The following is a 14,074-nucleotide window of genomic DNA, read 5'->3' as shown; positions in this document are numbered from 1 at the left end:
GGGGCGGCGCGGGGCGGCGCGGGGTGGCGCGGGGCGGCGCGGGGCGGCGCGGGGCGGCGCGGGGCGGCGCGGGGCGGCATCCGAACGGGCCGCAAAACCGCCGCGCGCGCCCGGATTGCAGCGCTCCGATGCGGCCTCGAGCGGCTGCCCACCACCGCACTCCTCGATGCGCCAGCCGATCGGACCACTGCGCGCCGCGATGCGCCGGCCGATCGAACCGCAGCGCGCCGGACGGGTGCTGCGTGAATGACGTGGCGCCAGCAATGCGAGTCGGTGAACAGAAACCATCGGCGCCGGCTGCGGTTCTCGTGAGGCCCCATCCGCGCCCGACCAGCGCCCCCAGCAGCGTCCTCGGCGGATCGGCGGATCGGGCTCGTGAGCGCGTTCGCGGGGCTGCGGGGCGTGGTGTCCCTCGCCGCCGTGCTCGCGGTAGCCTCCCCAGTGGCCGAACGGGGCTCGGGCTCTGGATGCCGGCCGTCGTACGCTGGGCGCGGCTGGCCGAGGACGACGGTCCGCGGCAGGAGCTGCTGGCCCAGGCCACGGCGGCCCAGGATCCGCTGGACGCGCTGCCGGATGTCGGGGCCTGGGAGCTGGTGGTCTCGCGGCTGCGGAAGGAGTACGAGCAGCCTGCGCGAGGGCGGCAAGGAGACGACCGTGTGGAGCGAATCGAACACGAACAGTACACGACGCTGAAGCTGCAACCCCTGGCCCACAAACGGGCGACGGTCGTGCGTCTGCGGGATGAACGACCGATCGATGAAGTGGTGCTCAGGCAGTCGCAGGGCAAACTTGACATCGAAGAGGTTCGACTCACAGGCACCTATACGACAGAGTGAACCAACCGATTGCCCGACCTGCACGGCGGGCGCAGGCATGCTGAGATGTCCCTTTCACGGCAACTGGGCGGGATCTGATCTTGAAAACGCTGGCGGACCGGTACCGGCTGGACTACGCGATCGGCGCGGGCGGCATGGGCATCGTGTGGCGCGCCCGTGACCTGCGGCGGCAGCTCATGGTGGCGATCAAGGAAGTACGGCTGCCGGAGCTCATGACGACCGCGGAACGCGACCGGGTGAACCGCGAGGCGCGGGCCGCCGGGCGCGTCGAGCACCCCGCGATCGTCCGGGTCCACGAGGTCGTCGTCACCGATGACGGGCCGTGGATCGTGATGGATCTCGTCGAGGGCCGCTCCCTCGGCGAACGCGTCAGCACCGAGGGCCCGCTGCCGGCGGCCGAGGGCGCGGCGCTCGGCCTGGTGCTGCTCGACGCCCTCGCGGCCGCGCACGCCGCGGGCATCACGCACGGTGACGTCAAGCCGGCCAACGTCCTGCTCCCGCCGGACGGGACCGCCCAGCTCACCGACTTCGCCGTCGCCGCCATGCTCGACGGGCACCTTCCGCTGAGCGACCCGGCGTTCGTCGCGCCCGAGCGGCGCCAGACCGGCGAGGGCGGGCCCGAGGCCGATCTCTACTCGCTCGGGGCGACCCTGGCGCTCGCCTCCCCCGACGCCGCGCCCGAGATCGTCGCCGCCCTCATGGACGAGGACCCGCAGGCCCGGCCGTCGCTCGAGGCCGTGCGCGGGGCGCTGTCCGCCGTGGCGGGACATCCGGCCGCCGTCACCGCAAACCCCAAGCAAACGGACGCATCGAACCCCGCGAGCGAGCCCGGCACCGCAGGCGGAGGTCCCGCCGCGACCACGATCGCCATGGCCCTCAGCGGCACACCGAGCGAGCCCGACGCCGCGGACAAAGCCACCACACCCGGCGAATCCGGCACCACCAGCGAAACCGCCGCAAACCCGGGCAGCACCGCACACCGGCACGACAGCGCGGACGTCACACAGGAGCAGCCCCTCGTCCCCGCCGAAGCCACCCCGAGGACCGCCGAAGCCACCCCGAGGACCGCCGAAGCCACCCCGGGGACCGCCGGAGCCGCACAGAGACCCGACGAAGCCGCACAAACGCACGGTGAAGCCGCACCGGCGGCCAAGAACGAGCGCCCCGCGCCGCCGGGCATCCGGTCCGAGCTCAAGGTCGCCGCGCTCATCGGCGCCGGCGTGCTCGCGTTCCTCATCGCGGTCGCGTTCTTCCTCGACGGCGGCACGCCCACGAACGCGAACCAGGCCGCCGCCCAGACGAGCCCCGCCACCGACGCGGCCCTGGTGAACACCGAGCCCTCCCCGTCACCGTCCGACGATTCCCCCTCACCGAGCGTCGAGCCGCCCCCGTCGTCGCAGCCCCCGACCACGACCCGGGCGCCGAAGACCACCCGGCCCACAACGAACTCGCCGAAGCCGGCCACGGTCACGTCGGCGAAGATCGGGCTCAACCCGGTGACGTACAGCGGGCCCTGCTCCGGCAACGGGCTCGACGTCCAGGTGACCGTGACGATCACCACGAACCAGCCCGGCACGAAGGTGACGTTCGCGACCACGGGCAAGGCCGCCAAGACGGTCACCGCGGTCGACGGGACGTACACCGAGACCTACCGCATGCGGGTCGACAGCAGCAGAAAGTACTCGTTCCCGATGACCCTGAGCGTGACCAGCCCGGGCACCACGACGGACTCGCTGACGTTCACCAACGCCTGCACCAAGCCCTAGAGAACCTCTCACGTTCGTCTAGGATGTTGCGCCGGGCGACAACGCAACACACCACGATGTGCGTCTAGGGTTACGACCGCAGCACGTTGACCGTCATCTGCCGGAAGGTGGTCGCATGACCGACGACGACGCCACGCGCGACGGGCTGCCCAGATTCATCTACGGTGAGTACACGGGCGAGATCAAGCTGCCACCGCGGCCCGAAGAGGACGAGGCCGCGGGCCCGATGGATCGCAAGACCAAGATCCTCGTGGCGAGCGGTGGCGTGGCCCTGGCGCTGATCGTCGGGCTCGTCGTCGCGGCGCTGAGCACCAGCAGCGGGCCGGACGCCACGCCCGCCGCGGCGAACCCGGAGTCCTCGGTGGTGAGCGTGTCCTCCGCCGCACCGGGGCCGACCGACGACGCCGCCCAGCCGACCCAGTCGTGGCCGCAGCTGAAGAACGACGACATCCCCGGCGGCAAGCCCACGACGTCGGGCAACCCGGGCGCCACCAAGACCACCAAGCCGGCGACGCAGACCACGAAGCCCGAGGGCAAGCCGACCACCCACAAACCGCCGAAGCCCTCGTTCCCGGGACCCCGATGACCGAACCCGGCTCAGCGGAGGACGGGTTAGCGGGGAGGCCTGACGGTTTTCCGGTGCCACCACCGGAGGGCCTGTCGCGGCGCGCGGTCGCGCTGCTGGCCGGCGGCGGGCTCGCGGTCGTGCTCGTGGTCGGGATCGCGCTGGTGGCGCTGACCACCGGCGACGGGGACCGGCCGCGGCCACCGGCGGCGGTGCGGGACACGCCGCAGCCGGTCGTGCCCGAGGACTCGGTGACGATCGGGCCGCCCGCGACCGCACTGCGGACCACGGCGTCGGCGCGGCCGTCGGCCACGAAGACCCGGACGGCCTCGGCGGCGCCGACGACCCCGAGCGGGCCGCGGGTGCTCACGGTGACGGTGACCGCCGACCCGGACCGGTTCACCAGCTGCCGCGGCACGCTCGTCACCAAGCTCACCGTGCGCATGACGCTGAGCCAGCCGGGGCTTCAGGTGCAGTACACGATCAACGAAGGGTCGGCCGTGCGCCGGACGGCCTCGGGCACCACCTTCAGCGAGACGACGCGGGCCACGGTCGGCCAGTCCCAGGGCGATCACCAGGTGCGCATCGCCGTGTCGCAGCCGAGCACCGCGAGCGCGACGACGGTCATCGAGGTCGACTGCGCCAGATGAATGTTCGTGAATCCCCCACGATTGGTTACGATCTATGTACCAACCGTGACGGGGATGGTCGGCCATGCTCGACGCGCGGAGCCTGCTCGTGTACTGCACGACGAACCAGGCCCTGCGCTGTGCCCCGATCGCCGACCGGCCGCACGGCGGGCTCGTGGTCGCGCCGCACCAGGGCGACGAGCGCGGCCTGCTCGAGACCGCGGCCTACCTGCGCGGACGCGCCCGCTTCGGTGCCCCGCTGCTGCTCGACGCGGCCCGGTACGCGGGCCCGGACCGGCTGCCGGCCAGCGCCCCGTTCAACCCGCGCTGGCTGCGCCGCCAGCGCGAGCTGGGCCTGCCGGTGCTCACCGACTCCGGATACGTCGACGCCGGCGACGAGCGCGGCCTGGCCGGCATCCTGCACCGCACGATGGCGATCCCCGACGCCGTCGCGGTGCTGCCGCTGCACCCGGCCTGGCTGCGCGGCCGGCTCCACCTGAACGTCCTCACCGGCCACCTGCGCGCCGCCGCGGTGCCGGTCGCGCTGGTGCTGGAGGCGCGGGCCGACCCGTTCGCGCTCGACGGGTGCGTGCCCGGGCTGCTGGCGGTGCTCGGCTGCGGGGTGCCCGTCCTGCTGCTGCGCTGCGACCTGTCCTCGCTCGGCGCGTTGTGCCACGGGGCGGTCGCGGCGGCCGTCGGCACCGTCGCCGCGCTGCGCCACCTCGCGCCCCGCGAGGCCGACGGGGTGCGCCCGCCGTCGACGATCTTCCGGCCCACGATGTCGTACCGCCGGATCAGCGCGATCCAGCGCGCCAAACGCACCCGCCCCGACCCGCGGCTCTGGTCCTGCGACTGCCCGGTCTGCGCGGGCCGGGACCTCGACTGGATGGCCGGCCTCGGCGACCGCGAGCGCGAGGTCCCCGCGTTCGAGCACGCCGCGGCCGTGCTGTTCACGCTGCGCGACGAGCTGCTGGGCGAGGGGCGGCCGCTCCCCCGCGCCGCGCGCCGCTGGGCCGAACGGTGCGCCGACGCCGCCCTCCGCGAGCGCGAGCTCGGCTGGAGCGTCACCCCGATGCTGCGCCACTGGCGGGACGCGGGCCCGAATCCGGTCGATCTGCGCCTGGCGAGCTGACAGAATCCGGCCGGTGTACGCGACCCTCTTCGTGCTCGGCATCCGACGCTGGTCCGCATACCGCACCGCCGCCTTCGGGGCGGCGTTCACCAACTGCGTGTTCGGCCTGATCCGCTCGGCGGTGATGCTCGCCGTCGTCGCCACCGCGGGCGGGACGCTCGGCGGCTACGACCAGGCGACCACGGCCACGTACGTGTGGCTCGGCCAGGCCCTCGCCGGGCCGATCAGCCTCTTCGGCTGGGGCGAGCTGGCGCAGCGCATCCGCTCCGGGGACATCGCGGTGGACCTCGCCCGCCCCGTCGACCCGATGCTGTCCTTCCTCGCCGCCGACCTCGGCCGGGCCACGTTCTCGCTGCTGCCCCGGGGCATCCCGCCGCTGCTCGTCGGCGCGCTCGTGACCGGGCTGGCGCTGCCGCACGTCCCGGGGCCGTACCTCCTCGGCGCGCTCAGCGTGGCGATCGCGAGCGCCCTGTCGTTCGCGTGCCGGTGGCTGGTCAACCTGAGCGCGTTCTGGCTGCTGGACCTGCGCGGGCCGATGACGCTGTACCTGGTGCTGTCCAATGTCCTGTGTGGACTCGTGGTGCCGGTGCGCTGGTTCCCGCACTGGCTCGCCGTGCTGGCCTCGGCGACGCCGTTCCCCTCGCTGCTGCAGGCGCCGATCGACGTGCTCACGGGAAAAGCGGGGGCGGCCACGGTACTGACGCAGGCTCTCTGGCTCGTGGGTCTGCTCGTCCTCGGGCGCCTCGTCTTCGCGCTCGGGGCGCGCAAGCTGGTGGTGCAGGGTGGCTGACCGGCCCTACCTCACCCTGGCGCGCATGCACGTGCGGGCCCAGACAGTGTACCGCGGATCGTTCGCCATCGAGCTGTTCGCGAGCGTGGGCGCGACCGTCAGCGGGCTGGGCGAGATGTACGTCGTCTTCGCCAACGTCCCCGCGCTCGGCGGCCTGACCTTCCCGGCGGCGCTGCTCGTCTTCGCGCTCGGGCACATCTCGATGAGCCTCGCCGACCTGTTCTTCGGCCACCTCGACGCACTGCCGGCCTACCTGCGCGCCGGCACGCTCGACGCGTTCCTGCTGCGCCCGCTGCCGGTCCTGCCGCAGCTCATCAGCGCCGAGCTGTCGCTGCGCCGGCTCGGGCGGACCGCGGCCGGGGCGGTCGTCGCGGCGCTGGTCCTGGCCCGGCTCGACGTGCGGTGGACGGCGGCGAACGTGGCCCTCGTCGCGCTCACCGTGCTGAGCGGGGCGGCCATCTTCGCCGCGCTGTTCACGGCCGCGGCCGCGGTGCAGTTCTGGCTCGTCGACGGCGCCGACATCACCTCGTCGTTCGTCTACGGTGGACAGTACGCGTCGCAGTTCCCGGCCACGATCTACCCAGATCCGGTGCGGGTGCTGTTCACGTTCGTGGTGCCGACGGCGTTCGTGGCCTACCTGCCGGCGCTGACCCTGCTGCGGCTGCCGCCACCGCCGGGGTTTCCACTGTGGATCGGCTGGTGCGCCCCGCTCGCCGCGGCGGCGCTGTGGGCCGTCGCGCTGCTCGGCTGGCGGTCCGGGCTGCGCCACTACACGGGGGCGGGATCATGATCATCGAGGTGGACGGGCTGCGGCGGCACTTCGGCAAGGTGGCCGCCGTCGACGGGCTCTCGTTCGGGATCGAGCCGGGCGCGGCGGTCGGCTACATCGGGGCCAACGGCGCCGGGAAGTCCACGACCATCAAGATGCTCACCGGCATCCTGCGGCCCACCGGCGGCTCGGTGCGCACCTGCGGCCTGGAACCGATGCGGCAGCGGCGCCGCCTGGCCCGGCGCATCGGCGTCGTCTTCGGCCAGCGCAGCCAGCTGTGGTGGGACCTGCCGCTGCGCGACTCGTACCGCGCGCTGGGCGCCATCCACCGCCTCGACCACCGCCCCCGCCTGGCCGAGCTCGGCGAGCGGCTCGACCTCACCCCCTTCCTGGACACACCGGTGCGTCAGCTCTCCCTCGGCCAGCGCATCCGCGGCGAGGTGGCGGCCGCCCTGCTGCACTCCCCGGAGCTGCTCATCCTCGACGAGCCGACGATCGGCCTCGACGTGCTGAGCAAGGAGCGGCTGCGCGCCTTCCTCGTGGAGCAGCGCGAGCTCGGCACCACGCTGCTGCTCGCCACGCACGACATGGGCGACGTGCGCCGGCTGACCGACCGGCTGCTCGTCGTCGACCACGGCCGGCTCGCCTTCGACGGCACACTGGACGCGCTGGCCCGGCAGGTCGGCGCCGAGCGCATCCTCGTGCTCGACCTCGCCGAGCCGGCCCCGCCGCTGGCTGCGGTGCCCGGGGCGCGGCTCGTCGGCGTGGAGGCCGGCGGGCTGCGCCAGCGCCTGTCGTTCGCGCCCGGCACGACGACGGTGGCCGCGATCCTGGCATCGGTGGCGGCCACGGCCCAGGTGCACGACCTCACGATCGAGGAGCCCGACATCGAGGGCGTGGTGCGGCAGCTCTAATTGCTAGCGTCGAGCCCGTGACCCTGGCTGGTGCTGACGTCCTGCGCGCTGTGTCCCTCGTCCGGACGGCCTTCGCCGACGTGCCCGACGACGGCTGGGACCGGCCGGCCGGCACGCTGTCGTGGACGTGCTGGGAGACGATGGAGCACACGGCCGACGACCTGTTCGCCTACGCGGGCCAGATCGCCGTGCCCGACTCCCCCCAGGACGCCTACCTGCCGTTCGTGTGGCGCCCGCTGCGCGAGGGCGGCCCGGCGAACACCATCTTCGTCGAGCCCGAGGGCGGGACGCCGGGCCTGCTGCGCTCCCTCTCGGCCTGCGGCGCGATGCTCGCGAGCGTGGTGGATGCCGCGCCGGCCTCGCGCCGCGGCTACCACCCCTACGGCGTGAGCGACCCGGAGGGCTTCGCCGCGATGGGCGTGGTGGAGGCGCTCGTGCACGCCTGGGACGTCGCCGACACCGTGAACCGCCCGTGGACGCCGCCGGCCGACCTGTGCCAGAAGGTGCTCGACCGCCTCTTCGTGGAGGTGCCCGCCCACGACGACCCGTGGCTGGTGCTGTTGTGGGCTACCGGGCGGGCCGAGCTGCCGGGCCAGGCGGCACGGACGTCGTGGCGGTGGGACGGCCGCCCGCCGGCGGAGCGGTAGTCCGGAAGGCCTGCCGATACGCGGACGGCGACGTGCGCATCGCGTTGGTGAAATGGTGGCGGAACGTCACCGCGGCGTCGAAGCCCACGGCTGCCGCCACCTGCTCGATCGGCGCGTCGGTCGTCTCCAGCAGCGGCAGGCTCGCCTGAATGCGCTGGCGCAGCAGCCAGCGGATCGGGCTCGTCCCCGTCGCGCGCGTGAAGTGCCGCAGGTAGGTGCGCGGCGACATGTGCGCCTGCCGCGCCAGGTCGGCGAGGGTCAGCGGCGAGCGCAGGTGCGCCAGCGCCCACGCCAGGCTCGCCGCGATCCGGTCGTCGTCCGCGCCGGCCGGCACCGGGGCCTCGATGAACTGGGCCTGGCCGCCGTCGCGGTGGGGCTGCACGACCAGGCGCCGGGCCACCGCGTTCGCGACCGCCGCCCCGTGATCGGTGCGCACCACGTGCAGGCACAGGTCGAGCCCGGCCGCGCTGCCGGCGCTGGTCCACACGTCGCCCTCGGCGATGTAGAGCACGTCCGGGTCCAGGTCGAGGTGCGGGAAGCGGGCGCGGAAGACGTCCGCGTAGCGCCAGTGGGTCGTGGCGCGGCGACCGTCGAGCAGGCCCGCGGCGGCCAGCGCGAACGCGCCCGAGCAGATGGACAGGATGCGCGCGCCCCGGGCGCGGGCCTCGCGCAGGGCCTCGAGGACCTCCGGCGGGGGGTCGGCGTGGACGGACTCGACGCCGGGGACGATCACGGTGCCGGCCGACGCGAGCAGGTCCAGGCCCGCCGGCGGGTGCAGGGTCGCGCCGCCCACAACGGGGATCGGGGGCGCCGGCTTCGAGCGCGTGGGGGCGCAGATCGTCAGGCGATACCAGGGGATGTCCAGCTCGGGGCGCGGGAGGCCGAAGATCTCGGTCACGATGCCGGTCTCGAACAGGGACATCCCGGCGAAGGCCAGCACCGCGACCGAGTCGCCGGCCGTCCTCGGGGCCGCAGCACGCATGGCGAGATCTTAACCAGTAGCGGCGTTTTCGCCACTGGTGCGAGACCCGGCCACGACCGCAGGATCGTCGGTATGCGTGAAGCGATTGAGCACTTCGCCCGGCGGCTGCGGTTCGAGACCGATGTCAGCGACGTGCACTCGGCCCTGGCGGCCGGCGGCGGGAACCTGGTGGTGGTCGACTCCCGCGGCGACCAGGCCTGGGCGCAGGGGCACATTCCGGGGGCCGTGCACCTTCCCACCGCCGACATCGCCGCCCGGGCGCGCGACCTCGTCGACGCCGGCCGGGAGGTCGTCACCTACTGCTGGGGGCCGGGCTGCAACGGCGCCACCCGGGCCGCCCTCGAGTTCGCGCGGCTCGGATACCGGGTGCGGGAGATGATCGGCGGGTTCGAGTACTGGGTGCGGGAAGGGCTGGCGTTCGAGACGAGCCGCGGGCCGCAGCGGCTACCGGCCGACGGTCTGACCGCCCCGCTGCGGGCCGTCTCCTGCGACTGCTGACAGGATCAGGGTCTTGCCGATCGCCGTCCTCGTCTCGATCGCGCGGTGCGCGGCGGGGGCGTCCCACAGGCCGTACATCTGGCCGATCAACGGCTCGAAGCGCCGCTCGGCCAGGGCGTGCAGCGCCTCGCCCAGCAGGTGCCGATGGCGCTGCTCGGACAGCTGCACGTCCGCGATGCCCGTCGTCGTGATGCCTCTCGCGTCCGCGGGCGGGGCGGTGAACGAGCCCGCCGGCGTGCCGTGGGCCGAGAAGCGGCCGCCGTCGCGGACCGCGTCGAAGGCCGCCCGGCCGTAGTCGCCGCCCGCGCCGTCCAGCGCGATGTCCACCGGCGCCAGCGACGCGGACCAGCCGGGAGCCGAATAGTCCACCACCTCGTCCGCGCCCAGGTCGCGCAGGCGGCCGAGCTTGGCCGAGCCGCGGGCGGCCGCGATCGCCGTCGCCCCGGCCGCGCGCACCAGCTGCACCAGGATCGCGCCCATGCCTCCGGCGGCCGCGGTGATCAGCACCCGGTCGCCGGGGCGGACCTCCACCAGCCGCAGCAGGGCCAGGGCCGTCACGCCGTCGTGCAGGACGGCGGCGGCGTCCGGGTCCGCCACCCCGTCCGGGATCGGGACCAGGGCCTCGGCCCCGGCCAGGGCGACCGTCGCGTAGCCGCCGCCCGCGTGGCCGGTGCGGGCCACCACCCGGCGGCCGATCCACTGTGGATCCACGCCGCCGCCGACCGTGGTCACCGTGCCGGCCACGCCGACACCGGGGTGGTACGGGAGGGTGACGGGGAAGAACGGGGCACCGTGGCCGGCCCGCACGCGGGTCTCCAGCCACAGGGTGTCGGCGGCGGCCACGGCGATCTGGACCTGGCCGGGGCCGGGCGCCGGGTCGGGCGCGTCGACGGGGACGAGAACCTCCGGACCGCCGAAGCGGGACACCTCGATCACACGCATGGAACCACCCTCGGACCTCAAGCATGGTTCATGTCAAGCCGGGTAGCGGCTGCGGCGTGAGCGGGACTGAAACCGAAAGCGACGTGACGCTGCACGTCAACGGGCGCGAACACCAGCTGCGGCTCGACAACCGCAGCACGCTGCTCGACACGCTGCGCGAGCAGCTCGAGCTCACCGGGGCGAAGAAGGGCTGCGATCACGGGCAGTGCGGGGCGTGCACGGTGCTGCTCGACGGGCGGCGGGTGGTCAGCTGCCTGGTGCTCGCGTGCTCGGTGGACGGCGCCGCGGTGACGACCGTCGAGGGGCTCAGCGCGGGGCGGGGGCTGCACCCGATCCAGGAGGCGTTCATCGCGCACGACGCGCTGCAGTGCGGGTTCTGCACGCCGGGGCAGGTCTGCTCCGCGGTCGGGCTCACGGCGGAGGAGACCGAGTCGCCGGCCGCGATCCGGGAGGCGATGAGCGGCAACATCTGCCGGTGCGGGGCCTACACGCACATCGCCGCGGCCGTGTTCGAGGTGGCGGCGGCGGTATGAGGCCATTCGAGTACGAACGACCCGGCGACGGGCCCGGGGCCGTCGCCACCATGGCGCGGCCGGGCGCGATGTTCCTGGCCGGGGGCACGAACCTCGTCGACCTCATGAAGCTCGGCGTCACCTCCCCGGAGCTGCTCGTGGATATCACGGGCCTGCCCTACCACGGCATCGAGACGGGCGAGGGGGTGCGCATCGGGGCGCTGGTGTCCAACACCGAGCTCGCCCGCGACGAGACGATCCGCCGCCGCTACCCGGTGGTGTCCGAGGCGATCCTGGCCGGGGCGTCGGGGCAGCTGCGCAACCGGGCGACCGTCGCCGGCAACCTGCTGCAGCGCACCCGCTGCCGGTACTTCCAGGACGTCACGAAGGCGTGCAACAAGCGCTCGCCGGGCACCGGCTGCGACGCCCGCGACGGGGAGCATCACGACCTGGCGATCCTGGGCGCGTCGCCGCAGTGCGTCGCGACGAACCCGTCCGACCTGGCGGTGGCGCTGTCCATCGTGGACGCATCGGTGCACTATCTCGGGCCCCACGGCCCGGCCGCGATCAGCGTGCACGACCTGTACCGCCGGCCCGGCGACCGCCCGGACCTGGACACGAACCTGCCCCCGGGGTCGCTGATCACCGGGGTCGTCCTGCCCGAGTGCCCCATCGCCGCCGGCTCGCGCTACCGCAAGGTCCGCGACCGCGCGAGCTTCGCCTTCGCGGCCGGCTCGGTCGCGGCCGCGCTCGACGTGCGCGACGGCATCGTGCACGACGTGCGGCTGGCCTGGGGCGCGGTCGCGCACCTGCCGTGGCGGGCCTGGGCCGCGGAGCGGGCGCTGCGCCACGGGCCGGCCACGCCCGAGCACTACGCCCGGGCCGCCGAGGAGGAGCTGGCGTTCGCGAAACCGTTGCGCGACAACGCGTACAAGATCCCGCTCCTGCGCAACCTGACCGTCGAGCTGCTGCGGGAGTTGACGCCGTGACCCTCCTCGAGACGACCGTCCACATCGGACGCGCGGAGCCGCGGCTCGAGGCGCGCGACAAGGTGACGGGGCACGCGCGGTACGCCGTCGACCACCCGATCCCGGGCGCCTGCCACGCCTGGCCCGTGCCGGCCGGCTTCGCCCGCGGCCGGATCACCGCCGTGGAGACCGAGGCGGCGCTCGCCCTCGACGGGGTGCTCGCGGTCATCTGGCACGCGAACGCGCCACGCCTCGAGCCCGGCGACGATCCCAACCTCCTGGTGCTGCAGTCGCCCGAGGTGTCGTACTACGGCCAGATCATCGCCCTCGTCGTGGCCACGACACCGGAGCGGGCCCGCGAGGGCGCCGAGGCGGTGACGGTCCGCGCCGACGTGTCCCCGCCCGACTCCGCGCTGCGCGCCGACCACCCCGGCCTCTACGAGCCCGAGATCGTCAACGCCGGCTACCGGGGCCGGCTGGACCGCGGCGACTTCGAGGCCGGGTACGCGGCCTCGGCGGTGCGGGTCGACGCCACCTACCGCACCCCGACCGAGCACCACGTGGCGATGGAGCCGCACGCGACCACCGCCTTCTGGGAGCGCGGGCGGCTCGACGTGTTCGACGCGACCCAGGCGTCCTCGACGGTCCGCGAGACCCTGGCCGCGCTGTTCGGGCTGGCGCCGCAGCTCGTGCGGGTGCACAACGAGCATGTGGGCGGCGGCTTCGGCTCCAAGGGCATGGCGCGGCCGAACACGGTGCTGGCCGCGCTGGCCGCCCGATGTGTCGGCCGCCCGGTCAAGCTGGCCCTGCCGCGCTCGATGGTGTTCGCGCTGGGCGGGTACCGCACCCCGACCATCCAGCGCGTCCGGCTCGGCGCCGACAGCACCGGCCGGCTGCTGGCGATCGGGCACGACTCCATCAGCCAGACCTCGCGCCTGACGGAGTTCGCGGAGCAGTGCGCGGTGGTCAGCCGCGTGCACTACGCGCCGCCGAACCTGACCACCAGCCACCGCGTCGTGGCGCTGGACGTGCCGCCACCGACCTGGATGCGGGCGCCCGGCGAGTGCCCGGGCTCGTTCGCGCTGGAGTCGGCGATCGACGAGCTGGCCGTGGCCGGCGGCTGGGACCCGGTGCGGCTGCGCATCGGCAACGACACCGACCGGGACGCCGAGGGGCGGCCGTTCTCCAGCCGGCACCTCGTGGAGTGCCTGCGCGAGGGGGCGAGCCGGTTCGGCTGGGCCGATCGCGACCCCCGCCCGGCGGCGGTGCGCGATGGCCGCTGGCTGCTCGGCACCGGGGTCGCGGCGGCGTCGTTCCCGGCGATCACCTGGCCCTCGACGGCGACGGCGCGGGCGACCGCCGACGAGCACTTCGAGGTCGCGGTCAACGCGGCCGACATCGGCACCGGGGCCCGCACGGTGCTGCGCCAGATCGCCGCGGACGCGCTCGGGTGCGACGAGATGTGCGTGGAGATCCGGGTCGGCGACAGCGCGATCGGCTACGCGACCGTCGCGGGCGGCTCGATGGGCACGTCGTCGTGGGGCTGGGCGGTGACGAAGGCGTGCCGGATGCTGCGCGAGCGGATCGACCGCGAGCACGGCGGCGAGGTGCCGCCCGAGGGGGTCGCCGTGACCGCGGACACCACCGCGGACATCGCCGCCCGGGAGGAGTACGCCCGCCACGCCTTCGGCGCCCAGTTCTGCGCGGTGCGCGTGGACCCCGAGACCGGGGAGGTGCGGCTGGACCGGATGCTCGGCGTGTTCGCGGGCGGCCGCATCGTGAACCCGACCACGGCCCGCTCGCAGCTCATCGGCGGGATGACGATGGGCGTGTCGATGGCGCTGCTGGAGCAGACGGTGCTCGACGCGCGCTCGGGCGCGTTCGTGACGGCGGATCTGGCGGCGTACCACGTCGCCGTCAACGCCGACATCCCGCGCATCGACGTCACGTTCGTGCCCGAGACGGACCCGCACCTGAACCCCATGGGCTCGAAGGGCCTCGGCGAGCTCGGGATCGTGGGCGCGGCGGCGGCCGTGGCCAACGCGGTCCACCACGCCACCGGGGTGCGCTGCCGATCGCTGCCCATCACCCCCGCCCTGCTGCTGCCGGCCGTGCCAGGATGAG

General features: G+C 74.2%; 16 protein-coding genes. 14 read left to right on the top strand and 2 right to left on the bottom strand.

Annotated features, from left to right (window positions below; all coding sequences use genetic code 11):
- The 10 genes from ABT369_RS31535 to ABT369_RS31490 all read left to right on the top strand — a co-directional run.
- Positions 1–250 (top strand): hypothetical protein (locus ABT369_RS31535; RefSeq protein WP_350617516.1); only part of this gene is annotated, 250 nt, incomplete at its 5' end.
- Between the two features lie 217 nt (positions 251–467).
- Positions 468–836 carry a hypothetical protein gene (locus ABT369_RS31530; RefSeq protein ID WP_350617514.1) on the top strand — a complete coding sequence of 123 codons (369 nt, stop codon included), beginning with the start codon at positions 468–470 and terminating at the stop codon, positions 834–836.
- A gap of 80 nt (positions 837–916) precedes the next feature.
- Positions 917–2,602, top strand: a complete 1,686-nt coding sequence (locus ABT369_RS31525; RefSeq protein ID WP_350617512.1) for a protein kinase domain-containing protein — start codon at positions 917–919, stop codon at positions 2,600–2,602.
- A 115-nt stretch (positions 2,603–2,717) separates the two neighbouring features.
- Entirely contained in the window at positions 2,718–3,188 is a 471-nt protein-coding gene (locus tag ABT369_RS31520) for a hypothetical protein (RefSeq protein WP_350617510.1), read from the top strand.
- 53 nt (positions 3,189–3,241) lie between these two features.
- Positions 3,242–3,817: a hypothetical protein gene (locus ABT369_RS31515; protein WP_350617508.1), complete on the top strand. Its 576-nt coding sequence runs from the start codon at positions 3,242–3,244 to the stop codon at positions 3,815–3,817.
- Positions 3,818–3,881: 64 nt separating this feature from the next.
- Entirely contained in the window at positions 3,882–4,928 is a 1,047-nt protein-coding gene (locus ABT369_RS31510; RefSeq protein WP_350617506.1) for a hypothetical protein, read from the top strand.
- A gap of 13 nt (positions 4,929–4,941) precedes the next feature.
- Positions 4,942–5,718 (top strand): ABC transporter permease, encoded by a 777-nt coding sequence (locus tag ABT369_RS31505; protein ID WP_350617504.1) that lies wholly within the window; start codon positions 4,942–4,944, stop codon positions 5,716–5,718.
- Complete coding sequence (locus ABT369_RS31500) at positions 5,711–6,508, top strand: ABC transporter permease (protein WP_350617502.1); 798 nt, start codon at positions 5,711–5,713, stop codon at positions 6,506–6,508. Before ABT369_RS31505 ends, ABT369_RS31500 begins: the two co-directional genes overlap by 8 nt.
- Entirely contained in the window at positions 6,505–7,401 is an 897-nt protein-coding gene (locus tag ABT369_RS31495) for an ABC transporter ATP-binding protein (RefSeq protein WP_350617500.1), read from the top strand. The genes ABT369_RS31500 and ABT369_RS31495 overlap by 4 nt, the downstream gene beginning before the upstream one ends.
- Before the next feature lie 17 nt (positions 7,402–7,418).
- Positions 7,419–8,048 carry a maleylpyruvate isomerase N-terminal domain-containing protein gene (locus ABT369_RS31490; RefSeq protein ID WP_350617498.1) on the top strand — a complete coding sequence of 210 codons (630 nt, stop codon included), beginning with the start codon at positions 7,419–7,421 and terminating at the stop codon, positions 8,046–8,048.
- Here the strand turns inward: ABT369_RS31490 and ABT369_RS31485 are convergent.
- Positions 7,969–9,030, bottom strand: a complete 1,062-nt coding sequence (locus tag ABT369_RS31485) for a helix-turn-helix domain-containing protein (protein WP_350617496.1) — start codon at positions 9,028–9,030, stop codon at positions 7,969–7,971. The two genes, ABT369_RS31490 and ABT369_RS31485, sit on opposite strands and share 80 nt — an antisense overlap.
- A gap of 72 nt (positions 9,031–9,102) precedes the next feature.
- Between ABT369_RS31485 and ABT369_RS31480 the strand changes: the two genes are divergently transcribed.
- On the top strand, positions 9,103–9,528 hold the full coding sequence (locus ABT369_RS31480) for a rhodanese-like domain-containing protein (RefSeq protein ID WP_350617494.1): 426 nt from the start codon (positions 9,103–9,105) through the stop codon (positions 9,526–9,528).
- Here ABT369_RS31480 and ABT369_RS31475 read toward each other — a convergent pair.
- A complete protein-coding gene (locus ABT369_RS31475; RefSeq protein ID WP_350617492.1) occupies positions 9,475–10,470 on the bottom strand; it encodes a zinc-binding dehydrogenase in 996 nt (331 codons plus the stop codon). The two genes, ABT369_RS31480 and ABT369_RS31475, sit on opposite strands and share 54 nt — an antisense overlap.
- 83 nt (positions 10,471–10,553) lie before the next feature.
- On the opposite strand from ABT369_RS31475, the gene ABT369_RS31470 reads away from it, so the two are divergent.
- The 3 genes from ABT369_RS31470 to ABT369_RS31460 are packed head-to-tail and all read left to right on the top strand — an operon-like array spanning position 10,554 to position 14,073.
- On the top strand, positions 10,554–11,003 hold the full coding sequence (locus ABT369_RS31470; protein ID WP_502891842.1) for a (2Fe-2S)-binding protein: 450 nt from the start codon (positions 10,554–10,556) through the stop codon (positions 11,001–11,003).
- Positions 11,000–11,971 carry an FAD binding domain-containing protein gene (locus tag ABT369_RS31465; protein ID WP_350617488.1) on the top strand — a complete coding sequence of 324 codons (972 nt, stop codon included), beginning with the start codon at positions 11,000–11,002 and terminating at the stop codon, positions 11,969–11,971. The genes ABT369_RS31470 and ABT369_RS31465 overlap by 4 nt, the downstream gene beginning before the upstream one ends.
- Positions 11,968–14,073 carry a xanthine dehydrogenase family protein molybdopterin-binding subunit gene (locus tag ABT369_RS31460; protein ID WP_350617486.1) on the top strand — a complete coding sequence of 702 codons (2,106 nt, stop codon included), beginning with the start codon at positions 11,968–11,970 and terminating at the stop codon, positions 14,071–14,073. Before ABT369_RS31465 ends, ABT369_RS31460 begins: the two co-directional genes overlap by 4 nt.
- Position 14,074: the final 1 nt, after the last annotated feature.

The organism is Dactylosporangium sp. NPDC000244 (assembly GCF_040300725.1).
Classification (GTDB): domain Bacteria; phylum Actinomycetota; class Actinomycetes; order Mycobacteriales; family Micromonosporaceae; genus Dactylosporangium.
The sequence above is the reverse complement of the archived record's forward strand: the minus strand, read 5'-3'. Positions and strand labels throughout refer to the sequence as shown.

Coding starts and splice junctions, on each gene's coding strand:
- ABT369_RS31530 (WP_350617514.1), top strand. CDS start 468: ATGCCGGCCGTCGTACGCTGGGCGCGGCTGGCCGAGGACGACGGTCCG.
- ABT369_RS31520 (WP_350617510.1), top strand. CDS start 2,718: ATGACCGACGACGACGCCACGCGCGACGGGCTGCCCAGATTCATCTAC.
- ABT369_RS31510 (WP_350617506.1), top strand. CDS start 3,882: ATGCTCGACGCGCGGAGCCTGCTCGTGTACTGCACGACGAACCAGGCC.
- ABT369_RS31495 (WP_350617500.1), top strand. CDS start 6,505: ATGATCATCGAGGTGGACGGGCTGCGGCGGCACTTCGGCAAGGTGGCC.
- ABT369_RS31485 (WP_350617496.1), bottom strand. CDS start 9,030: ATGCGTGCTGCGGCCCCGAGGACGGCCGGCGACTCGGTCGCGGTGCTG.
- ABT369_RS31480 (WP_350617494.1), top strand. CDS start 9,103: ATGCGTGAAGCGATTGAGCACTTCGCCCGGCGGCTGCGGTTCGAGACC.
- ABT369_RS31475 (WP_350617492.1), bottom strand. CDS start 10,470: ATGCGTGTGATCGAGGTGTCCCGCTTCGGCGGTCCGGAGGTTCTCGTC.
- ABT369_RS31465 (WP_350617488.1), top strand. CDS start 11,000: ATGAGGCCATTCGAGTACGAACGACCCGGCGACGGGCCCGGGGCCGTC.